25 protein-coding genes are annotated in these 21,873 nt (G+C 53.0%); 22 read left to right on the forward strand and 3 right to left on the reverse strand.

Annotated elements, in window-relative coordinates; all coding sequences use genetic code 11:
- Positions 1–589 precede the first annotated feature (589 nt).
- Positions 590–3,217, forward strand: coding sequence for a conjugal transfer mating pair stabilization protein TraN (gene traN, locus ACFQDL_RS32430; RefSeq protein ID WP_379914120.1), 2,628 nt, complete (start codon positions 590–592; stop codon positions 3,215–3,217).
- A 74-nt stretch (positions 3,218–3,291) separates the two neighbouring features.
- On the opposite strand, the gene ACFQDL_RS32435 is transcribed toward traN, so the two are convergent.
- The 3 genes from ACFQDL_RS32435 to ACFQDL_RS32445 all read right to left on the reverse strand — a co-directional run bounded on the left by ACFQDL_RS32435 (position 3,292) and on the right by ACFQDL_RS32445 (position 4,993).
- Positions 3,292–3,867 (reverse strand): hypothetical protein, encoded by a 576-nt coding sequence (locus ACFQDL_RS32435; protein ID WP_379914122.1) that lies wholly within the window; start codon positions 3,865–3,867, stop codon positions 3,292–3,294.
- A 29-nt stretch (positions 3,868–3,896) separates the two neighbouring features.
- Complete coding sequence (locus tag ACFQDL_RS32440; protein ID WP_379914124.1) at positions 3,897–4,142, reverse strand: hypothetical protein; 246 nt, start codon at positions 4,140–4,142, stop codon at positions 3,897–3,899.
- Between the two features lie 137 nt (positions 4,143–4,279).
- On the reverse strand, positions 4,280–4,993 hold the full coding sequence (locus tag ACFQDL_RS32445; RefSeq protein ID WP_379914126.1) for a hypothetical protein: 714 nt from the start codon (positions 4,991–4,993) through the stop codon (positions 4,280–4,282).
- A 960-nt stretch (positions 4,994–5,953) separates the two neighbouring features.
- Here ACFQDL_RS32445 and ACFQDL_RS32450 point away from each other — a divergent pair.
- The 21 genes from ACFQDL_RS32450 to ACFQDL_RS32550 all read left to right on the forward strand — a co-directional run bounded on the left by ACFQDL_RS32450 (position 5,954) and on the right by ACFQDL_RS32550 (position 21,847).
- Positions 5,954–6,139, forward strand: coding sequence for a hypothetical protein (locus ACFQDL_RS32450; RefSeq protein WP_379914128.1), 186 nt, complete (start codon positions 5,954–5,956; stop codon positions 6,137–6,139).
- Between the two features lie 216 nt (positions 6,140–6,355).
- Positions 6,356–6,952 (forward strand): AAA family ATPase, encoded by a 597-nt coding sequence (locus tag ACFQDL_RS33160; protein ID WP_465264027.1) that lies wholly within the window; start codon positions 6,356–6,358, stop codon positions 6,950–6,952.
- A gap of 2 nt (positions 6,953–6,954) precedes the next feature.
- On the forward strand, positions 6,955–7,248 hold the full coding sequence (locus tag ACFQDL_RS33165) for a CbbQ/NirQ/NorQ domain-containing protein (protein WP_465264028.1): 294 nt from the start codon (positions 6,955–6,957) through the stop codon (positions 7,246–7,248).
- 84 nt (positions 7,249–7,332) lie between these two features.
- On the forward strand, positions 7,333–7,983 hold the full coding sequence (locus tag ACFQDL_RS32460; RefSeq protein ID WP_379914129.1) for a hypothetical protein: 651 nt from the start codon (positions 7,333–7,335) through the stop codon (positions 7,981–7,983).
- Between the two features lie 127 nt (positions 7,984–8,110).
- Complete coding sequence (bet, locus tag ACFQDL_RS32465; protein WP_379914131.1) at positions 8,111–9,097, forward strand: phage recombination protein Bet; 987 nt, start codon at positions 8,111–8,113, stop codon at positions 9,095–9,097.
- 69 nt (positions 9,098–9,166) lie between these two features.
- Positions 9,167–10,177 (forward strand): YqaJ viral recombinase family nuclease, encoded by a 1,011-nt coding sequence (locus tag ACFQDL_RS32470; RefSeq protein WP_379914133.1) that lies wholly within the window; start codon positions 9,167–9,169, stop codon positions 10,175–10,177.
- A gap of 293 nt (positions 10,178–10,470) precedes the next feature.
- Positions 10,471–11,598: an adenine nucleotide alpha hydrolase family protein gene (locus tag ACFQDL_RS32475; protein WP_379914135.1), complete on the forward strand. Its 1,128-nt coding sequence runs from the start codon at positions 10,471–10,473 to the stop codon at positions 11,596–11,598.
- A gap of 415 nt (positions 11,599–12,013) precedes the next feature.
- The gene (locus ACFQDL_RS32480; protein ID WP_379914137.1) at positions 12,014–13,216 is read left to right on the forward strand and encodes a DUF3150 domain-containing protein; all 1,203 of its coding nucleotides are present in this window, start codon (positions 12,014–12,016) and stop codon (positions 13,214–13,216) included.
- A gap of 86 nt (positions 13,217–13,302) precedes the next feature.
- Positions 13,303–14,313, forward strand: coding sequence for a hypothetical protein (locus ACFQDL_RS32485; RefSeq protein WP_379914139.1), 1,011 nt, complete (start codon positions 13,303–13,305; stop codon positions 14,311–14,313).
- 8 nt (positions 14,314–14,321) lie between these two features.
- Positions 14,322–15,206 (forward strand): VWA domain-containing protein, encoded by an 885-nt coding sequence (locus ACFQDL_RS32490; protein ID WP_379914141.1) that lies wholly within the window; start codon positions 14,322–14,324, stop codon positions 15,204–15,206.
- Between the two features lie 604 nt (positions 15,207–15,810).
- Complete coding sequence (locus ACFQDL_RS32495; RefSeq protein ID WP_379914143.1) at positions 15,811–16,380, forward strand: hypothetical protein; 570 nt, start codon at positions 15,811–15,813, stop codon at positions 16,378–16,380.
- 158 nt (positions 16,381–16,538) lie between these two features.
- Complete coding sequence (locus tag ACFQDL_RS32500) at positions 16,539–17,060, forward strand: hypothetical protein (RefSeq protein WP_379914145.1); 522 nt, start codon at positions 16,539–16,541, stop codon at positions 17,058–17,060.
- Positions 17,061–17,263: 203 nt separating this feature from the next.
- Complete coding sequence (yfaE, locus tag ACFQDL_RS32510) at positions 17,264–17,488, forward strand: class I ribonucleotide reductase maintenance protein YfaE (protein WP_379914149.1); 225 nt, start codon at positions 17,264–17,266, stop codon at positions 17,486–17,488.
- A gap of 332 nt (positions 17,489–17,820) precedes the next feature.
- The gene (locus tag ACFQDL_RS32515; protein ID WP_379914151.1) at positions 17,821–18,021 is read left to right on the forward strand and encodes a hypothetical protein; all 201 of its coding nucleotides are present in this window, start codon (positions 17,821–17,823) and stop codon (positions 18,019–18,021) included.
- Between the two features lie 494 nt (positions 18,022–18,515).
- Positions 18,516–18,893, forward strand: a complete 378-nt coding sequence (locus ACFQDL_RS32520) for a topoisomerase II (protein WP_379914153.1) — start codon at positions 18,516–18,518, stop codon at positions 18,891–18,893.
- A gap of 367 nt (positions 18,894–19,260) precedes the next feature.
- A complete protein-coding gene (locus tag ACFQDL_RS32525; protein WP_379914155.1) occupies positions 19,261–19,548 on the forward strand; it encodes a hypothetical protein in 288 nt (95 codons plus the stop codon).
- 58 nt (positions 19,549–19,606) lie between these two features.
- The gene (locus tag ACFQDL_RS32530) at positions 19,607–20,086 is read left to right on the forward strand and encodes a hypothetical protein (protein ID WP_379914156.1); all 480 of its coding nucleotides are present in this window, start codon (positions 19,607–19,609) and stop codon (positions 20,084–20,086) included.
- Positions 20,073–20,606, forward strand: coding sequence for a hypothetical protein (locus ACFQDL_RS32535; protein ID WP_379914158.1), 534 nt, complete (start codon positions 20,073–20,075; stop codon positions 20,604–20,606). The genes ACFQDL_RS32530 and ACFQDL_RS32535 overlap by 14 nt, the downstream gene beginning before the upstream one ends.
- Positions 20,607–20,610: 4 nt before the next feature.
- A complete protein-coding gene (locus ACFQDL_RS32540; RefSeq protein WP_379914160.1) occupies positions 20,611–21,165 on the forward strand; it encodes a hypothetical protein in 555 nt (184 codons plus the stop codon).
- 65 nt (positions 21,166–21,230) lie between these two features.
- Positions 21,231–21,542, forward strand: coding sequence for a hypothetical protein (locus ACFQDL_RS32545; RefSeq protein ID WP_379914162.1), 312 nt, complete (start codon positions 21,231–21,233; stop codon positions 21,540–21,542).
- A 92-nt stretch (positions 21,543–21,634) separates the two neighbouring features.
- Entirely contained in the window at positions 21,635–21,847 is a 213-nt protein-coding gene (locus ACFQDL_RS32550) for a hypothetical protein (protein WP_379914164.1), read from the forward strand.
- Positions 21,848–21,873 lie beyond the last annotated feature (26 nt).

Consider the following 21,873-nt stretch of genomic DNA (forward strand, 5'->3'; position numbering starts at 1 on the left):
GCTGATCATCAGGGGTAGCCTACTTGCCGTGATACTTGCTTCCAGGTATGCAGTGTATTGACATTGACACCTAGCTATCTGGTGGTCCAGGTGACCGGCTGATCAGGCTCCACGACCAGTTTGACGGCGGCCTCTTTGAACCCAACTGTATAGGAGTTGGTTTTCTTCTGACTCATGACACACACCTTAATGGGCAGGTGATTCTACCTGCTCCTGCGTGTCCGGGAAACTATAGCCACTTCACCCATAACTACCTGACTCGTAGGCATAGGTAGCAGCCTACTTTTTACCATAATGGGCAACTAGGCGTGGGTGGGTTCATCAATATCCCCGGTAACATAGGACACATTCCTGAATGTATCTTTCTTGGGGTCTCGATGAGAACCGCACCTTGCTTGATCAGGGCGATTGCCTGCTTGCTGGCTGTAACTATCACTTTGTTGCCCTTCCACGGGTACGCAGCGGATGTGAATGCCCAGGACCTTCTGCGGCAGATAGGCCGCGAAGGGCAGGTGTTTGGAAACGAACTCGCTAGCGAACTGAACGGTACCTCGGCACAGGTACAAAATGGCCAGATCACAATTCCCACTTGGGGGATGCTGGAGTCCTCCAGTATCAAGGTGGGAGTCAGTTCAATGTTAACGAACTGTACCCTGGTACCAATCCTTCGAACTCCAGCCTAAAGAACCAATATTTCCCAGACGGGGCCGAGCCGGACATTGGTGCGCTTCAGGGAATCCATGACTCAAATGACCTCATGGATGATGCTGGAACAGAGGCCAAGGGATCGCTGTGGACAGATGCCTCCAGTGATTCGCCATCCATTTCCGGTGCTGCATATCAGGTGCTACTTGATATGGCCAATCGATCTCGACCTGATTTTACCAATGATCCGGTGCTGAACCTTACCAAAGACACCTACGAGAATATAGATCTGATAGCCGAGGGGTTCGGTGACTGTTCCGCAGAAACGATCATAAATGAGGCCAGCATTACCGCACATGTACCAGATTATTACACCTGTAGCACGGTTAATAAACCCACTGGCGGTTGTGTAATTAGCCATATAATAGAGATTGATACTGAGCCAGCAGACGTTGTATTCCTGATTGATAACTCAGCTTCGATGGGTTCAGTGATTTCTGATTTGAGGAACAATGTAAGAACTTTTGCTGAGATTCTTTCACAGGGCAACAGTGAGAATCTTCGCCTTGGCGGAGCAACAATCCGTGTAGACGACTATCTAACCAGGAATGTTGACCTAACTTACAGCATTGATGAGTTTAGTGCGTGGATTGATGCTATTCGAACGGATGGAGCACCGACGTATCCATTTGATGCTATAGCATGGGCCGCCGATCACTTTGAGTGGAGAGATGACGCGCATAGGATTATTATCCTAGTAGGTAATGATGATGTTGGTGGGGACAAAGAGAATGCTATTGAAAGAGTAGCCGCTAACAGCGTTGAACTTTACGTTTTTCATGACAATAACGAAACCAATTCTATTGGAACACACTTGGCTGACTATTTCTCTGGTACCAAACTTCTAAAATTCGCGCAGTTTCTAACTGTTGTGAAAGATAGCTGGTCACCAAAGGAGTGTGTTGATGCTGCCGTAGCGACATTAGAAGAGTTTTGTGAAGGAAGTTACACCCCAACTCCTACTACCGATGATGATTGTGTCAATATCAGTGGTTTTGAGGTATGTAGAGGCGACCCAATATACGAGAGGTTAGATGAGCCTCCAGTTCCTAATGTTCCAAAGCTGGCGAGTACAGTTGATGTTTCCGCGCTCCAATGTGATTTCAATAGGGGGCAGGGCACTTGTTGGACAGACCCCCAGGGAAACGAGCAATGTCTTGAAAACTATCAGGACGTTGATCAATGTCAGGAATACGAAGATAACCCACAGTGCGGATATATTAGTTCCGAGTGTGTCGATGGTGCGACCGGCAGCGAAGGAACCTGTTACGTATATAAAAACAAGTACGACTGCGGTGAAGATGTTGAGGTTCCAACCTTAGAAAAGGAAACACAGTATCAGTGTGGAGGCCCCATAAGCTGTATGGGTGATGAGTGCTTGGATGTCACCACGACACAAAGCACGGACTTTGCGCGTGCTAGCGCGCTACTGAATGCTGCCCAGTTCATGACACAGGATATGTCCTGTGAGGACGTAACAGGAGAGACCAATGTTTATTGCCGAGCCTTTAGCGGCGAGGCCGGTGAGTGCAAGATCGCGGTAGGTGGTGTTCAGGATTGTTGCGAGCAGCCATCCAACGTTAGCTTGGCTGACTACCTAACGATGATTACTTCGGTACCGAAGCTTGATGGCGCGGTGTTGGCACTGGAGGACACCAATGTCATCAAGAGCTCGTATCAGACCTTGCGCCAGCCAGTAATGAATGCCTGGACCGAGGTTTCAAAACCATTCACCAGCCATATGGATAATATCTCTGGAGCTGTCGAAGAAATCTGGTCACCCATCGAGGAACTAAAACAACAGCTCATCGAAAAGCTCAAAGAGCAGGCAAAGAAAATGTTGCAGGATGTCATGGGAAGCCTGGCTCAAGACAGTGCAACGGAAGCTGCTGCTACTGCCGCAGCTGATCAGGCAGCCGAAGAAATGGTGAATGAAATGGCGACACAAGCTGCGTCGATGCTTGGGGCCGCTATGACGATCTACACGATATATGTTGTGGCAGTGGCTATCATTCAAATTGTGTGGGCCTGTGAGCAGGCGGAGCTGGAGATGAACACAAAGCGAGCCCTGAAGAGCTGCACCTACGTAGGTTCATATTGCAAGACAGAAGTGCTTGGCGCATGCATCGAGGAGCGCGAGGCGTATTGTTGCTTCAACTCTCCTCTTTCACGGATCGTTCAAGAGCAGGTGCGTTCGCAGCTGGGAACTGATTTTGGTGATGCAGAGAGCCCTCAATGCGAAGGTATACCGCTAGATGAAATTTCGAGCATTGATTGGAGCCAAATAGATTTAACAGAGTGGCTTGGGATTCTGGAGCAAAATGGGCAATTGCCATCGGTTGATAATGTCTCTATGGATGCTCTGACTGGTTCAGGAAGCGTGTTCAACATTGACGGTGATCGTCAACCGGCTGATCAGCGAGCCATGGACCGAGTCGATGATATCGACGTGGATGCAAAACGCAGAGAGGCTATGGAAATGATCCAAATAGACCCTGGGGATGGCACTTGAAATCTAAGAGCATACGTAATTGCGCAAAAAAGCCCGGATCTTTGGTTCCGGGCTTTTTTATAGGCACTGTTCAATCATGCTTTGGGAATAACAAACAGCTTGGCTTCGCCTTCGTTCAGTATATAGGGAAAGCCGATAACCTCACCGTCTTCCATAGCAACTTTGCCCGGAGCGAGATACAAGTACGTCCACTCAGGCAGGTGCTTGCTGATAGTGGCATAGAGCTTGTCCTGCGGTACGGTGCTGTCGTCGCTGATCAGTAGATTCAGCCGCTGATACTTGCGGCCATGGCCGGAAGAGAAGATGTAGCGATGTTCTTCGGTGCCTGTGATGAAGGCCGGGGAGGCCGCGGTATGGGGTTCGAAGATTTTGGCTCGGACGCGGCAAAGGTCCTCGGCCTTGGTCACACCAGCCTGGTAAGCGGGGCATTGCCAGTCACTCTTGATGAACTGAATGACCAGTGTGCCGTTCTTGTCGTATATGATCTCGTGCTCAGCTCCAACCTCATCCATCGCTGCCCCCACAGAATCTTTCACATGTGAAAGAAATTTGAGTTGTGCCTCTTTGGCGGTGGCGGCATCTGTCATCGGCATCCAAGCCATAAGGCTGTTGCGAGCGCCATGGGAGTCAGGCTCCACCAGTTCACTCAAAAAGTTGACCCCTGCGGTTTGCCATTTAGTCATGCCAAGCTGGGGGAGAGATAACCGGCACCAACGAAGCCGACTTTGAGCATGGATTCTGTGATCGAGCCTATGCTGTCTGCGGGCACCTCAGTGTCCCTGATGTCCGTAACGAGACCACCGGCCTGGGCGATGTTGTATGCTTCGCTGCGGTTGTCATTGTAGGTGGTTGTAGATGTGCTGGTGGCACAACCAAAGAGGGTGGCTGTGGACAGTAGAGTAGCGACAGTGAGCAGTTTCTTCATTGGGTCGTTTCCATCTGAGTAATGTGATTCCGCTTCTGATTCCATATTACCACGGCATCAGAATATGCAACCGTGAGAGAAAAACAGATAAAAAAATCCCCTCCGTAGAGGGGAAATAGCCTTGGAAGCTACGCGGTCTACGCTGCTTCGGCCCCGCTGGAAGACTCCTTGCTGCCTTTTTTGGAACTCTTGGCCCCATCTTCATTGTCCTGCACATCAGCTTCGCTGGACAGCTCAGGGTCGGTCGTCTCCTGCTCGGGAGCAGCCTCCGCTACTTCCTTGTCCTTGCCCTTCGAGTGCGCAGAGATTCGAGCACGTTTCTCCATGCCGATGATTCGGCCTGCCAGCTTAATCAGGCGTTGCTGCCACTCGTATGTTGCATCAGAGCGCTGCTGGCTGCTCAGGATGCTGTTGAGCCAAAGGGTATCGACAAGGCTCATGAGTTCGTCCAGGTTGCGAATGAGGCGGGCAATCTGGGCGATCTGCGGTGAAGTGATCTCAATGGAGTATTCCGTGGGGGCACTGTATCCAGGGACAGCTTCGATGCCGTTATCAGACATGACCTTCTTGAGCTGCTCCATGGCTTTGGCCATGTCCTCAGCTACCCGCTCGATATGGCCTTGGACGATCTCCTCCACCTGATTAATTTCTGTCTGGTCACCGATAATTCGCAAGATCACGTCCAAGGAGAAGAGGGCGTTGGAAACACGGTCGAAACTGCGCTCCATAACACGCTGCGCCTGAAGGCTGTTCACGGTAAGCTTCTGGCGAAAGACCGGACGAGAATAGGGCTGACGATTCGCTTGAGGCTGCTGAGGCTGTTCGCTCTGTGCGGTTGCTGCTTCTGCCATGGTGTATCTCCGTCATTTGGGCGATAAGTAAACGCACCTTGAAGCGTACTGACTAAGTTGTTGGGAGCAGAAACGTCTTTCCGCCCAAAAAGGACAGATAGAGCGTTCTACCCAAAAAAATTTTGGGGTATAGTGAAGTCTCTAAGTCGCTCGGCGACTAGATGAGATAGCTGGTCTCTAGAAACAAACAGCAGTTTGAATGAACGCCGTATGGCGCAGGTCTTCATAACCTTCCCATTCCGGGGGTATCCCCGGTATCGGGTGGTACTCCCGATCAAGTCAGGAGTAATCACCATGCAATTTCTTCTATTTGTAGTCGCTCTCGCTGTCGTTGTTGGCATCGTTGGGTTCGGAGCTTGGGCTTTTGCTCGGGCATTCGTCTACCTCAGTCACCAATCGCATCGAGGTATCGTGTTCGCGCTGGATCGGATGCTTGTCCCGACCGTACACCTCGCCAAGAGGACCTTCGCGTTTGCACGATCTGCTACACGGTCTGTAGAGGCCGTCATCGTTCAACGAGCTTCTGCCGAACAGACTGAAAAGTCTGTTGAGGCTGAACCGGCTCCGGTTCAGATGCCGAAAAGATCTGAATCTGAGGTGGACTGGGATGTTTATGACATTCCAACTTATCTGCGCCGGGGTAAGTCCCTTGTGTGGTAAACAATTGGATCGCCCTTGACGATTCTTCTTTTCTAATCAAAACCCATTGGGGGCAACGTTCCCCGATGGGGGTGTTGCCCCCTCAATATGAGGAACAACACCATGGAACTTGTAATCGCAGCTTGCGTGATCTCTGGCTGGTATGTTGCCAAGCCGTTCCGTAAGATCGCCCGCGATCTGGGGTACTGATAACCAGAGGAGGGGGACATCCCCCTCCTTCTCGCCATCGGGCCTTTTGGCCCATCCTCCAAACAGCATTCCGGCAGTGTTGTTTGGTGGGTGGGCCAAGAGGAAACGGAAATGCATGGCGATATTCATGTGTACGATGATGATGCTGGAATACTGTATTTGGCTGACGGGCGGGAAATTAGCGTGAACCCGAGATGCTTCTCCAGTGTGGATCAGGCGATCCGCGAACTAGCGAAGTGGGCGAAAGGTAGGAACCTGATCGGAGCCGACGACGATGTTGCAGCATTTGTCATCTGAGGAGGGGCGGTCCCAGCCGGGGCCGTCCATCCGCACACTCAGTAAGTCTGCTTCCCAATGAAGTGAGTCATTGGAAAGCAGATTTTGCTCTCGCTGAGAGCGAAAAGTAGGTAGCTGGCCTCTGAAAACAAACAGTAGTCGAACTTACCCCACCGTGGGCGTACTGGCCCGGTGGGGGACTGGTGCGCCCTGATTGCGAATATTAGGAGTGCTCCAATGACTGAGATTGTTAAATATTCAATCCGCAAGGCGTTTGCTATGGATGGTGTCCCCGAGGCGGTAACGACTCTTGGATATGCTCCCAGCGCAGACCCCTTTATCCCGTCAAAAGACGACAACTATGTTTTCCGGAAAGAGCTTATTCGTGAGGTTTCCGCCTTTCTGAAGAGTCCTTTCGGAGATGCGTTGTATGTCACCGGACCTACCGGCTCCGGTAAAACTTCCGGTATCACCGAGGTCGCGGCTCGCCTGTGCTGGCCGGTTCAGCAAATTACGGCAAACGGCCGTATGGAGCTGACCGACCTGATCGGGCATCATGCTTTGGTCTCGCCGAAGCCGGGTGAATCTCCCGTCATGCAATTCATGTATGGCCCCTTGGCTGTCGCCATGAAGAAAGGACATATCCTTCTCATCAACGAGGTGGATTTGGCTGATCCAGCCGAACTTGCAGGCCTCAATGATGTCCTGGAAGGTCGTCCCCTGGTTATCGCTCAAAATGGTGGTGAAATCATCAAGCCGCACCCGATGTTTCGTGTGGTCGTCACTGGCAACTCAACGGGTTCCGGTGATGCCTCTGGTCTGTACCAGGGGTGATGATGCAAAATCTCGCCGCCATGGATCGTTATCGCTTTATTGAGGTCGGCTATGCCGACGAGACTACCGAGCTGGGTATTCTTGGCAGAGTAGTCCCCACGCTCAATGAAGGCATCCGGAAAGGGATGGTGAAGACTGCCAATGAGATTCGGAAGCTCTTCATGGGCGAGAACGGCGATGATGGACAGATTGGCGTCACGATGTCTACGCGAACTCTGGTTCGCTGGGCAAAGCTCACTCTCCAGTTCCGGGGGCTCCGAATACGCTCAGATATGCGTTGGAGCAAGCACTGCTGATCCGCTCTGCTAAAGAGGAAGGTGAGGCAATCCTGCGTATTGCGAAGGATGTGTTTGGTGACCAATGGCGTTAAGGAGAGCGATATGGCCGATAACTTTGCAGTGTCAGAACAGCTCGATCCAAAACTTCAGCCAGACCGTCTGGACGAGGCGATGGTAAACGCAGTCGAGTCTGACTCTGATGCGGAAGAACGTACCCTGGGTACGGCAAATTGGCTCATCTCGCCGCCCAAGGCAATGCAGCAGGAGGATGCCAAGCGGCTCCTCCTGGGGTTCATCACGGGAGTCTTCGTGAAGAGCAGCAAGGCCCTGGGATTCGAGGTTGAGATGAAGAAAGATTCAGACTCACCCGTACCAGATGTCTTAATGGCATCGGTTGGTGGATTTGAATTAAAGGTTTGCTCGACGTTCGGAGAAAACACCTTGCACCCAAGCACGTTGGAGGGTGCAGGGGAGATCACTTCGGCGCACGGGCACCGGCCATTGCTCATGATGATCTGCTTGCAAGAGCGGTTCCAGCTTGAGTGGCCGGATGTAACTGAGCCGCTGGTCACGCTTTGTGATGAGCAAGGCAACACCATCAGCTATTCCAACTTCAACTCATTGGAAAACGCCATCGAGCGGATGGGATTCGACTATGAAACTGTTCGGAGTGATGCCGTGAAACTCGGCCTGGCTACTGAGCAAGTTAATTGGTCTGAGATCCAGTCCGATATCGAAAACTGCTTCTTTTGATCAGTGTCAGGGGACGCCTCGGCGTCTCCTGACATCCCTTCTATCTAACCCCAGTCGGGGGCGCCTGCCCCTTAGGGGCCATGGTGTCCCCTCCTTACCAATGTTCCGTTGGAACAGGAGAAATACCATGGCAGATAGCAAATCCCTTGTTACGCGAATCGCCTCGCGATATGGCGTGGACAGCAACAAGTTCTTCGAAACGCTGAAGGCAACGGCGTTCAAGCAACGGGACGGTTCGGCCCCTTCTAATGAGCAGATGATGGCTCTGTTGGTTGTTGCTGAGCAGTACAACCTGAATCCATTTACTCGGGAAATCTACGCGTTTCCCGACAAGCAAAACGGAATCATCCCTGTGGTGGGTGTTGACGGTTGGAGTCGCATCATCAATGAGCATTCTCAGTACGATGGCGTCGAGTTCGTGTACTCGGACAGCATGGTCAAGATGAAGAGTGCCAAGGTGGAGTGCCCCGAGTGGATAGAGACCGTGATGTACCGTAAGGATCGGTCGCGTCCAATCAAAATCAGGGAGTTCCTTGATGAAGTGTACCGAGAACCGTTCAAGGGCCATGGTAGCAACGGTCCCTACACCGTTGATGGCCCCTGGCAGACTCACACCAAGCGTCAGCTTCGTCACAAATCACTGATCCAGTGCGCCCGCGTAGCCTTTGGGTTCTGTGGGATCTACGATCAGGATGAAGCGGAGCGCATCCGTGAGATGGAGCAGGCCGCAGCCATTAACCCGGCTGTTGCCAGTCTGACTCATGTGAAGGAGGAAGCTTCTCGGCAGCCGCTTCAGATCGATCACCAGAAAATGGATCCGATCTTGCAGAAACTGGCAACCCGTGCAGTCCAGGCAAACGCTTGGAGTGCCGCACACCAGTATGCTGAAGAACGTTTCAAGGGTGCAGAGCTGGAATACGCCACTCAGTTCCTGCGTGACAGAGAACTGGATGCGATGGAGCCACCTGAGCCGAACTACGGCAACCAAGACGCCGAGGGGCAAGGTAACGCTACTTTTATCCCGGCAGAAGGCCACCGAAATGCCGCTGAAGAGCCGCCCTTACCCGGAGAAAATGACTTCTTTGGTGACGAAGGGGAGGGCGAACAGCTGTGAATCATCCCCCTGATGGGAGGGAGTCTCCCCCCTGTTAGGGGGATCTCCCCTGAACCAAAGGAGAGATCCATGAAAATTATCAACTTGTCTCAACGAGACGATGATTGGTTGGAATGGCGCCGAGGTGGCATCACTGCTACCGACGCGACCATTCTACTTAACCGGTCACCGTACAAAACTCGGTGGCGACTCTGGGCAGAGAAAACGGGCTATGCTCGTGAGGTCGATCTAAGTTTGAATCCCCTGGTTCGCCGTGGGGTACAGAACGAAGACAAGGCCCGTCAGGCATTTGAAGCGAAGCACAATGATTTGCTTCTTCCTGCCTGCGTTGAATCTGCACAGAACCCTCTCATGCGAGCCTCTTTGGATGGTTTAACTGGAGATGGGGAGCCTGCCGAGCTGAAGTGTCCGAGCGAGAGCGTCTGGAAGGACGTTTGTGCGAACGGCGTCAACAGCAAGCCTTATCAGCTCTACTACGCACAGGTTCAGCATCAATTGCTGGTTACTGACGCGGCAAAGGGTTGGTTGGTGTTCTGGTACGAAGGTGAAATCCGGGAGTTTGTGATTACTCGTGATGAAGCCATGCTCAATGAACTGCTGGTGCAAGCCAAGGAGTTCTGGCAACAAGTGCTGGAACGTAAGGAACCCGAGAAAGATCCTGAGCGCGATCTGTATATCCCCCACGGGAAGCAGGCAGAGAGATGGATCAGTGCAGCAGAGGAATACCGAATCTATGATGCTGAGATTCAGGAGCTAAAACAGCGACTGAGCGAGCTTCAGGATAAGCAAAAGCCTTTACTGGACGACATGAAGTCACTGATGGGTGAATACTTTCACGCTGACTACGGCGGCGTGATGGTGACTCGCTACAAGGTGGCTGGTCGGGTGAACTATAAAAAGCTGCTTGAAGAGAAGGCGTCCGGTGTTAAGCCTGACGATATCGACAAGTACAGAGACGAAGCTGGCGAACGGTGCCGTGTCACGGTGACCGATTCGGTCAAGCCACGGTACATAGTAGACGAGGAGGTGCTTGCACCGCTCGACTACATGTCGGAAGAAGTCGAATCCTCTTATTTTTAGAGGTGACTGGTCTGGGGGCGTAATGCCCCCTTTTCCGCGTAGATTCATCAGTGAGTCTATGATGGAAAGGCGGTTTACTCTCAACGAGAGTGAAGTGAGGTAGCTGGCCTCTCCAAACAAACAGCACATACCACACCCATATCCCAGCGTCCATGCGGCCAAGGGAACCCATCTTAGTGCATTGCTTTCCCTAACAGGGGAGAGTCCCTTAATCATATCTCCCTCGGGAGAAATCAAAGCAAGTCCATTGGCCCCTGACGGGAGCTGGTGGACCTTACTCATGGAGGCAATTTATGAATAGCGCATTGTCAGATTCATACGACGACCGCGTGGTAATACCTGACGCTCAGATGAGCCTTTTTGGTCTCGAACCGAAAGACATCATTGCGCGTCAACCAGCCATGCCGGGAGTGTTTTTCGACGCTCCCGACATCGAACTTGATTACGACATCGCTGTAGTCTGCATGTCCGGTGGTAAAGACTCGCTGGCGGCGCTCAAATACCTTTTGGACCGAGGCTTCCCGGCGTCCCGGATAGAGCTGTGGCACCACCTGGTAGATGGACAGGAGGCCGCCGAGAGCTTTATGGATTGGCCGTTCATTGACGACTATTGCGTAAAGCTGGCGGATGCGCTCAATATGCCACTGTACTTCTCATGGCTAAAACATGGTTTTAAGGGAGAGATGCTCAAGCACAACTCCCGGAGCCATTCACACATGGTCGGTACACCGGATGGCATTGTTGAGTTAATCCGCAATGCAGCTAAGGAAGCAACTCGACGCAAATTCCCGCAACAAGCGGCCAGTCTTCAAACCCGCTGGTGCTCCAGTGCATTGAAGATAGATGTAGGCCGCAGGGCTGTAACTTGCCAAGAACGATTCATCGACAAAAAGGTGTTGTTCGTGACAGGGGAGCGGCGCGAGGAATCTAGCAATCGCGCTAAGTACAATCAGTTGGAGCCACATTCAACTGATACTGTTCGCAAAAGTGCGAGGCCGCTGAAACCGCGTCATGTTGATGCGTGGAGGCCGGTACTACACCTGAGCGAAGAGGAAGTGTGGCAGATGCTCTGTGACTGGCGCATCAATCCTCCCGTGCCATACCGGCTCGGGTGGGGGCGATCCAGTTGCCAGACCTGCATCTTTAACGGTGACCGTATATGGGCAACCATAGAGCACTACTGGCCGGAGCGAGCCCAAGCGATTTCTCAGTATGAGGAAGAATTCGGGACCGCTATTAGCCGGAACGGCAAAACTGTCATCGAGAGAGCGGCAATGGCAGAGCCCTTGGAAATTGCTGACGAGCAGGCACTTCGCCAGGCAAGTCGCAATGAGTACGAGCTGCCAATCTTTGTCCCAGAGAAACAACCGTGGATGCTGCCTGCTGGCGCGTATAGCGGGTTGTCGGCTGGGGCAAACTGACCCATCAATCCTGCCCTTCGGGGCAGGATTTCTGCTTTGCGCCCGAAAACGGCGATTACAGCGTGGCACCCCCTTTAATGCTGGGGTAATATGAAAATAAGCCTGTTTCCCAAGTCGTTCTGGCTGTTTCGAGCCAAATAACTTGGAAAGCAGGTTTTACTCTCCACGCGAGAGTGAAAGAGGCAGCTGGCCTCTGAAAACAAACAGCATTTGAACTTACCCCACCTGGGCGTACTGGCCCGGTGGGGGACTGGTGCGCCCTTTACACCCGTAAGGAGTGCATCATGAGCAACACTGTCCAACATCTCGACAGCCTTTGTGTTATCCATGTCGATTTCGACATCTGGAGTGGACAGACCCGTCTGACCCCTGCTGATTTGAAGCTGGGTGAGGGTGGTGAAATCCCCCTGAGAAGGTGGCACAGCTTGGCTCGAAGAAGATCTGTGATCCGGCAAAGCTCAAAGGCTTCAATCGCCTGAAAACAGAAACCCGTCGCTTGCTGTTAAGTTACGGTATGCCGTTCATGAACGGTTTTGCTGTACCTGCCAGCAAAGCAGACGATATCTGCGACAAGCTCAATAACATCAGTGCTGAGTTTGATGCGTTAAAACAAAACTTCATCATAGGCTACAACGCCGCTGTTGAAGAGTGGATTCTTGAAAACCCGGAGTACGAAACTGCGATTCGTGCGGGAGCCCTCCCGAGGTCTACTGTCGAAAGGCGGATTGGCTTTGAGTATCAGGTCTTCATGATCCAACCCATCAGTGACGACGATGCAACGGCTAAGAGCCTGAGCCGCAAGGTTGAAAGCCTCGGTCGAGACCTTCTGGATGAAGTCACTGAAGAGGCCACCAAGTTCTTTTCCAAGAACCTGTCTGGTCGAGAAGAATGCGGTGTTACCACTCGCATCACGTTGAAGAATATCCGCGACAAAGTTGATGGCCTGTCGTTTCTTAACGGCGCCTTCATCCCGCTGGTCAACCTGCTGGATGAAACATTGCGTGGGTATGAGCAACATGCTCAGGGCCGTGTAGTCAAAGCGCCTTTCTTCTACCAGGTAGTTGCAGCCGTGCTCATCATGAGCGACCGGAAGCGTATTGAAGAATATGCCAACGGTGCTGTAACACTTGCCGGCATGACTGAATCAGTGACCCCTGAGCATCGCGCAAAGGGAGCTGAGGACGCAAGTGCGCAAGAAAGTACCATCCAACCGGACGGGAAGGCGGCGGAGGGCGAGAGCCTCTCCTACCAGCCGCTGACGCCTGAAGAACGGGGAGAGGTTGTCGGAAACGAGAAAGCCGAGGGCATATCGACCCAAGGTAAAACCGTTGAAGCCGCAAACAGTGAAGAGCCCCCGATTGAGGATCTCGACGCTGATATGGACAGGTTCTTCCAGCAATTCTCTGGTGATGTCGAAGCTAAGGCTTCGGCGGTGCCGGAAGCCGTCGAAACGAAAGCCCCACAACAAGCTGAGGTTGAAGAAACGGCAGCGCCGGAGGCAGAACCTGATGTTGTAAACGAGCCGGAGTATGCGGAATCTGAGCCAGCGAGTGCTGGTGGAGAGGAAGCACATCCGGTAATGCCTGATACGTCGGACGACGAAGATTTCTACTTCTGACGTTAAGGCAACCCAACCCCGGAGGGGCAGCCACCCCTCTTGGGGGTGGCATGTCTCTTCGTCCCTTTCTGTGAAGGAGAAAAGACATGTCAAAACGCAAAACCATTTACAGCGCACTTCCGATCGTGGCTGCGGCTTACGGCGAGAAGTTCGGAGTGAAAGTTGCCATCGGCGGCGATACTGCCTACACCGATGGCAAGACTATCGTGGTTCCTAAGATCCCCGACAACTATCCGAATATGGATGCGGTCTGGGGGTATCTCGCTCACGAGGCAGGTCATGTACGTTTCACTGACTTCACGGTGAATCGTCGTCCTGGTCTTCATGCAGACCTCTCGAACGTGTTTGAGGACTGCCGGATCGAGAGAGGTATGATTGGTATTTACCCCGGTACAGCGCAAACCCTGAGTGAAGTGGCTCGATACATGGCCCAAGCTGGTCATTATCAGCACGTCACGAAGGACAGCTCACCGGCCTCCATCCTGGAGGGGTTCTGCCTCTATTGGCTGCAATCGCAGGCAGTTGGTCAGACCGTGTTACAGCCATACTTGGATTCTGCCAAGGTGGCACTAGAAGAAACTTTCCCGCGTGGCGTTGTTGTTCGTCTCAATGCCCTCCTGCGCAAAGTGGTGGATGCTCAGTCCACGGCTGAAGCTGTCGCTCTTACGGAAGAGGTCATGAAGATGCTCGAAGAGGAGAAAGAAAAGGAGGAGAAAAAGCAGCAACAACAGCAACAACAGCAACAACAGGCGAATCAGGGTCAGCAACAGCAGCAGGGCTCCAACGATTCGTCTGATGGGCAAGGCGACTCCCAAGGGCAACAGGGCCAGCAGGACCAGAAGGACGGCCAGGAGATCAGCAGAATAGTGCTGATCAAGCGCAGGGCGACCAGAAAGGTGCTTCCGGGCAGCAGCTTGGAAATGCGGGCAAGGATGACCCGAAGGAGCAATCCACAAACCAAGCTCAGTCAAACCCGACTGGTTCGGACAATGCTTCATCGCAATCCGGGAACGGAGACAAAGGTGAGCAAAAGGACGGATCTGCCCAAACCCGAGGAGGGGCTGGCGATAACAAGGCAAAAAACGCCGCTGAAGTGATTCGGCAGGTGCTAAATGCCAAAGGCGATGAGCTGCTCGGAGACGCGCACAAATCACTGAAGGCAGAGCTGGAAAGATCGGCAGAGCAGGGTGGGGACACTCACTACCAGACGGTTCGGAGGGCGGTGGAAGCACCGAAACATCCGATGGGCCGTCAGCTGGTCGATTCCGTTAAAAGCACCACATCGAAAATTCGGAGCCAGCTCTATGGCTTGGTGCAAGCCAGCCAGCGAACTGGAAACCGAAATAGGCGGTCAGGGAAGCGCCTGGATACCCGTAGCCTCCATCGTGTGGTTGCCGGTGATACTCGGGTGTTCCGTTCTCCTGTAGAGCGGCAGCGACCGAACACAGCGGTCCATATCCTGGTGGATATGAGCGGATCAATGAGGAGGATAGTCAGCTCTGAAGCGCAAGGGAAAACCCGCGAACAGGTGGCGAGGGAGTCTGCTCTTGCACTGGCGCTGGCGTTGGAACCAATCCCTGGGGTAAACCCTGCTGTGACCTACTTCTGCGGTGACAGTAGCCAACCGGTCTTCAGTGTTGTGAAGCATGGGGAGAATGTTCTTAACCAATCTGGGCGTTTTATGCTTGGTTCAAGAGGCAACACGCCGATGGCTGAGGCCATCTGGTACGCGGCCTATGAACTGAGCAAGACCAGAGAGGATCGGAAAGTGATGATTGTTGTGACCGATGGACAGCCCAACCGGGTTGCCCCGTGCCAGGCAGTCATCGACCTGTGCGAACGCAGTGAGATTGAAATGGTCGGCATTGGCGTCGAAACCTCAGCCGTGTCTTCTTTGTTCCAAAAGAACATCGTGATTGACGATGCGGCTGAGCTGCAACGGACCCTGTTCAGGCTGATGGAGCGGTCATTGACCGCGAGCGCAGCCTGACAGGGAAGTGAAACAGGGCGGCTTTTCCCGGACGGGGAGGGGCGCCCAGCTACCCTAGAGGGGGGAATTATGCACGTAAATCGTGTGACAGGCCCGTACTCCGCAATCATCGATGGCAAGGCTACCAGCCTTGCAGGTTGCAGCAATGCCACCGAGTGCGTCGGAGCACGTCACTGCCTACGCAGTCTGGCCATACTGAAAGTCCGCGTGCCTCACAACCCGAGTGGCGACGACAAGTGCCGCTTTCAGATACCAACGGCGATGCGGTAAAGAGCGGGGCATCACGCCCCGCCTCTATTCAAACAGTTCTTTTTCTTTCGACGTTGCCATCACCCCACCTTGTGCGCCCAGAAAAGGCAAAACTAGCGTGGCGCCAAACTCTTTTCTTGGGTTAATATCGTGTGAACTTTGCTTCCCACGATGCTTTAACTTTCACATGTGAAAGATTTAGAGCCTCTTGGAAAGTATGGTTTTGCTCTCTTGGAGAGCGAAGGTGAGATAGCTGGTCTCTTGAAACAAACAGCAATTCAATCAACCCTCATGGGGCACATCAGCCCTGTGGGGGCCTGGTGCGCCCCGAATTTTTAGAGTTAGGAGACGCACTATGACCCATCACGTAGATCATCTTGATCGCATTAAAGCCACTATGGAAACCGTAGCGGCTTCCCTCAAGCTGCCTGAGTATTACCGTAACGATCTAGCCATGGACTTCGATTCACTGAATCGGTTCAACGGCACAAAGCTCGTCTGGCTGCTGAGAACCTGTGGTACCGTCTTGGTGCCCGCGAAACTCGGTGTAGATCCGGGATACATCACGCACTGGCTGTGGGGTAATCACGGCCAAGAAGTCGTGCCCTTCATTGTCGATACCCAGACCGGGATCGTCGAGAAGACGACGTTCGAGAAAGCGGAAAAGCTCATCATGGAGCAGCCCTGCAACCTCAGCTCCGCCATGCCTCGGGAAGCATTGATCGAACAGGTCAACGCCGTCCTGGAGCGTGGATGTGAGCAGCGGATCTGGGGCGTGTTTGAGTCACCCAACTCGGTGCCAGCCGTTGGTGGATGGAGTGAGTGGCAAGCCTACTTCAGCTCCACAGGCAACCGTCTGATGGCTGATTTTTTGGGCCGAGCCATTCGTTTTGCAAACATTGGGACTGGCGCCAAGGCTTCCTGAGAAGGTAGGCAACGATGATCGAGGTAATGAAGCGAAAGGAATTGGGAGTAGCTGCTATCACTCTCGATGGCAATGCATAACCGTCCTCTGTAACCACCCTTTCGGGGCCACACAGCCCCGAGGGGGTAGTGGCCTCCATGGCCAATGGAGACCATCCAATGATGAACAACCTTTCTGCTCTTGAGTCTGTCCTGTTCGATGACAGATCGGTGCGGCAACTGCTGGGTTCGTTTAACCAGAACGAGATGCAGCAGCTGTCCGGGGAAATTTACGCAAAGCTCTACTGGAGAAAGCGTAAGCCGGATTGGTACAAAGACGACAGCAACAGGCTGTTTGCAAGACTTCGCCAGGTGCAGCGCATCGTCAAGAAGCGACTGAAGACTGGTAACGTCAAACCAGAGCTGACCGAAAACGGTTGTGTGATGGAACGTTTCAACTTCCCGCTTGGGGACAGCCTGGACTTCTGTCAGCGATTTCTTCGCCATCCCGGATGGCAAGTCGTATTACTCGGGTCGTCTCATCCGTATTGCCCACGAGAAGCTGCTCGTGTTTCGTCGGGACGGTGCTTCATCGTTGGTGTTTCTGATAGAAGCCCAGCGAAGAGCAGTGAACATGGTGGCAACCACTTGGAAGGCCGCTGTGCGCCGTGTGCTTCAGGGGAAGACGCTGAAGCTCGATGAGATTTATGCGCGTATGGAACCGTTCGCAAAGCACCGTCAGAACAATCATTGGCAAGCCAAGATTCGTCAGGTGCTTCAGGACGAGCGATTCTTCAACCGCATTGAGACCGGCGTATATGCGCTGGCTGAATAATTGCCCAACAACCCTGTGGGGGTGACGCCCCGCACGGGATAGTCATTCCCCTTTGATCTGGAGAATGACTATGGAAATCCAACTTAGCGCCAGCAGCGAAACATTGCTGGCCCAGATGGAGAAAAGCAGCATTCCGGTGGAAACGCACTGTCGTAGCGGAATCTGCGGGATGTGTCGAGCGAGGCTTCTGAAAGGTAAGGTAGCTTACCAGAAAGAACCTTTGGCCTGTCTTTCAATGGGCGAGGTTTTGGTGTGCTGCGCAAAAGCGGTCACCGATGTCTTGCTGGATGTATGAGCTGAACTAAAACCCTGCCGGGGCGTTGCCCCGGTGGGGCGCATCCCGGCTTACCCTACGTGGAGAGTCGTGATGATGAAATTGAATAAGAGGTCTGCCAGAGAGGATGAGAAGGAAGGTGTGATCCGCACCATCAAGTGGTGCAAAGCAAACAATCTTCTCCTAGCAGGACTGCCATACCGGGACGATCTTGCGGGGAGCTCCGGGATTTTTTGGAGGCTATAACGCCTCCGGGAACCTCAAACGAGCACCTTAGGCAAGCAATCCGCGAGGGGTACCAAGAGCGTGATGTTGTCCATCATGGCATTCTGGAATGCCCTCTCCGCTGGTTCATGGAAGCCGATGGGAAAACCTTTGACCGGGAGCTGATCCACAATTACGTGGTAGCTTACGGTCGTGGCGGACCCTCAAGCGAAGCCTATGAACTGGCCGAGAAATGGTTTTGGCAGGGGAAGGCGGAGTCCGACATTGCGTTTGAGATTTTTTTCCGGGGACTGACTGTACAGGAAGAGGTCGAGCAAAATGGAGGCTGACAGCCCGCGTCCAGATATGTTTGTGCCTGCGTGTGGTGGTACAGAGAAGCCGTTTACCGTCAGTGGTCGGCGATGGCTTTATGCATATCACCCGCTTAGTCAGAGGCATTGCTACCTCGACCTGGACAGCAACAAGCCTGTTTGGAACCGGAGCTTTCATCCTGCCTTTCACCCTGAGCTGGAGTTCGTGGACGAGCCCGCCGATGCAATCGCTTATCCCGGAGCCTCTGGTGATGAAATGATCGAGAATCTCTACTGGTAACCAGGTAGTCATCTCTGCAACCGGCGGTGACCCTCATGCAACTTGAAACTAACCCATAAGGGGCCTTCTCACCCCTTGTGGGGATGAATGGGCCTCTCCTTTACCGACTAAACCGGGAAAGCGTGCAGCTTATCAAGCATTAAGTTTGTAGCTTCATGGCTTACTGCAACCCCAAGGGGCTCGACTCCCTTGGGGGATCTCGGGCCTCGACGGCATACAGAAGGAGATCCCCATGGATGCAGTGCGTCTGTCTCTTCCTATATATCGCGAGGAAGTGCAACTGGAGCTCGACTTGTTCGGTTCGACCGAGCCAAGCAAGCCAGCCAAAGTCATCCCGTTTGAGCCACGGTTCGAGTGGGATGAAAAAGCCATATTCGAGCTCCGTGAGGGGCTGTTATGGCATAGCCTGAAAGTCCTGGCAGATGGTAGAGCCGGAGAGGGTATAAAGCAGGAAACGATGGAATGGTTGATGTCGGACGACATACACCCGTTCTCCTTCGTTGTCTGTTGTTCGGAGCTGGGATATTTGTCATCAGAGCTCCGAGAACAAACCCTCGCAGTGCTTCATCAACAGGAAAGGGCTAAGGTTAGGGAAAGCCGTCAGGCATGACCCTGGGTTGGCGTTGGAGAGTGCCAATGAGCTTCTCTCTGGCGCTTTCCGGGTCTCTTTAATCTTTCACATGTGAAAGAAACAGAGTGACGCGGAAAGCGTCTGAGGCGCTTTGTGTGATAGCTGGTCACCTAAAACAAACAGCACGAAACGTAATCCCATGGCTAGCGCTGTGGGCCTTCCTGAGTGAACAGGCGACATTGCCCTGCGGGACAGACTCCCGTAAGGGACGATGCCTTGCCAGGGCTTCCTACCAATGGGGGCTCTACGGTCACAATCACCTGCACTCATACAGAGATTCGATCCCATTCAGGGCGTTCGATCATCAGTGTGGTGGGGGCTCCCGTTGCTACCGAACGGAGGAAGTATGTATCTCGATGTTAATTGGCGAGGGTTGGACAGAAATGACGCGACGTTATTCTGCCATCTCAGTGGTGCCAAGGAGTTGAGTGATGCAAAACGTTATCGTGAGAACCGGAAGCTGGTGCAGGCATACCTGTACCGGGTCCAGCAGCGCATTAACGCGGGCCATAAGAAAGGGGCTATCTACCTGTTCAACCGTCTGGTTGCTCTCATAGATGCTCCTTGCTGGCTGGTGGTAGCACTGGCGGAACAGCTGGATACAACTCCGCTCTCTCATAGTAAGCGTGAATAACCCTACCGGGGTTCCGTCCCGGAAGGGGCGGATTCCGGCCAACAACCTGGAGATTCGCATGAAACGATATGAACTGATCATCACTGAACGTGATGTCAATGAGAAACTGGTGTACCTCAATTTTGGGGAAAGCTTGAGAGACGTTGTAGAGAAAGCTGTTTCTGATTTCGAGGGCTGCATTATCATTTCAATGAATAATGTCCCGACAGAGAAGCAGCTTGAAAGCATCGGCTATTCGGTGCGTGAAGACAGTGATCTACCGGGATACTGGTATTTCACGGACGGGTCCGAGGGCTCGGACATTTCGCATGAGACCAGAGACGCAGCCGCAGTTGAAGCTTTCAATCACTTCATTCAGTCGGCGTTTCCGCTGAATGCACCTGCTCCTCGTTCGATAGGAGAGGAGGTGACCTGGATTGATCCCGATGACGGGCATTCATCCGGTGTCTATGAGGTGGTGAAGAAGAGCGGGGAAGTTTACTTCCTCCGCAGTGAAGCTGGCGTCGAAGTAGAGGCACTTGCTCATGAATTGCGCTAACCGTTCATCAGTTCTTGCCACTACTCCACGCCAGACAGAAAAGGCCAGGGTTCTCCCAAGTCTTGAAGACTGGAACTACGTTGTCGAGACGAAAAAGCGCTGGAGGGTTCTTCCTGACTCGATGGAGGTCATGGAGTTCTACGGCGACGGCGATCCTTTCTTCGGAGGGCGTGCCTGCGACCTTGTGCTGAGTAAAGATGGTCGGCTGGTGGATCAACCGACTATACGAACCGGCGAGGCTGCGGTATTCATGACCATCGAGGAAGCCCATGAAGCCGCCAAAGGGATCCCGAATCGCCGTCCTGGCAGTATTCTGGGTGTACTTCCGGTTTGGGAGCGCTCCAGACCGCGAACTGTGGCCGAGCGGTATCCCCGCTTACTCAAGGCGCTCAGAGCGCATTGCCAGTTGACCGAACTGGAAGCCTTGTGCGCTTTGGCAGGACAGGAGCCTGAGGCCATTCGCCACCTTGGCGGATGGCATAAGGCCATTCAGGCAGCCTGGGAGTCGAGACACCGATAGAAAAATGGCATCCCGTAAAGCTCCGGCTTTACGGGCGCTGCCGCCTTCTGCAACCGATACTGGCAAATTGAGCGGTGACATTTCTTCCAGGGTAGGTAGAATCGTCAAAACTGAGCTGTTTTTCCCGGTCATCTGGCTTCGGGTGAGCCGGAAAAGCAGTTTTGCTCTCGCTGAGAGCGAAGATGAGATAGCTGGTCTCTCGAAACAAACAGCTTTTCAATTAACCCAGCGGGGATGCCCTGCTGGGGACATCTCCGCCATAGCCGGAGAACCTACCATGGCCTATGCAAGTCAGTTGCCTGAGCCTAAATTCAACGCCATATACGATGAGCTGTATAAGCGGTCTGAGACCGCAGCAAAAGCCGCGTATCAGGCGAAACTGGAAAAAGCCAAAACCCGTAAGCAACGTGAAGCATGTGCAGGGCACTACCCGAGTGACTGGTCAAAGTTGTTTGATCTGTGGTGCCGGGACAAAGTGACTAATCTGCATGTCCTTGACTGCCTGCGAATCGGGCATGTGTATTCTGGGGAAGATCTCTCCGGTACATCGATCCATTAATTACCTGCCCACCGGGCGCATCGCCCGGTATGGGACGTGTGCGCCTGTAATTTTCAGGAGAAAGCATGTTCCAAGAGCAGTATATAGTTGATTACAGCAATGAATTCCCGCATGCCATCCTAGCTCAAGGCATGGGGAGTGATTTCATGGCCCTGTTTCAGCTTGGAGAATCGGTTCGCCGGAAGGACGGAAAGCAGGCTCGCTACGAGCTTGTCCACCGGTGGTTGCGCAAACCCTGCGAGACTGATGATGATCAGTCGTGGGGCTCTGTTATGGGCACACAAAGAACCTATCTCCATCAGTCTGAAGTAGAACCACTGTTGACAAGGATGAAGCGGGAAGAGGTCTCCATTTTCGACGACTTCAGCATGTTTTGAATCAACAGACGGAAGATCAAAGGAGGTGAAAGGGTATGGGAAGCAACGGAGTGCTACTATTGCCTGTGACTACGAATCATAGGCAAGCACGTATGCCAACCATAGAAATCCGCTTTAGCGAGCGTGACACGCTTCCAGAGCTGCTGGAGCGCCGAGCCAAGGAACTCGACATCACTGTTGAGCAGCTGGTCAAGCGTTTCATCTGCACTGGCATGCAAGACTACGAAACCGACGAAGGCTCTGCCGCACCGGGAGAGTCCCTTGACGACTTCCTGGTGAAAAACAGGGTCCGTAAGGAAGAGTAGTCTTAACACATCACTAATTGCCCTTC

Source organism: Marinobacterium aestuariivivens, from assembly GCF_042661465.1.
Lineage (GTDB): Bacteria > Pseudomonadota > Gammaproteobacteria > Pseudomonadales > Balneatricaceae > Marinobacterium_A > Marinobacterium_A aestuariivivens.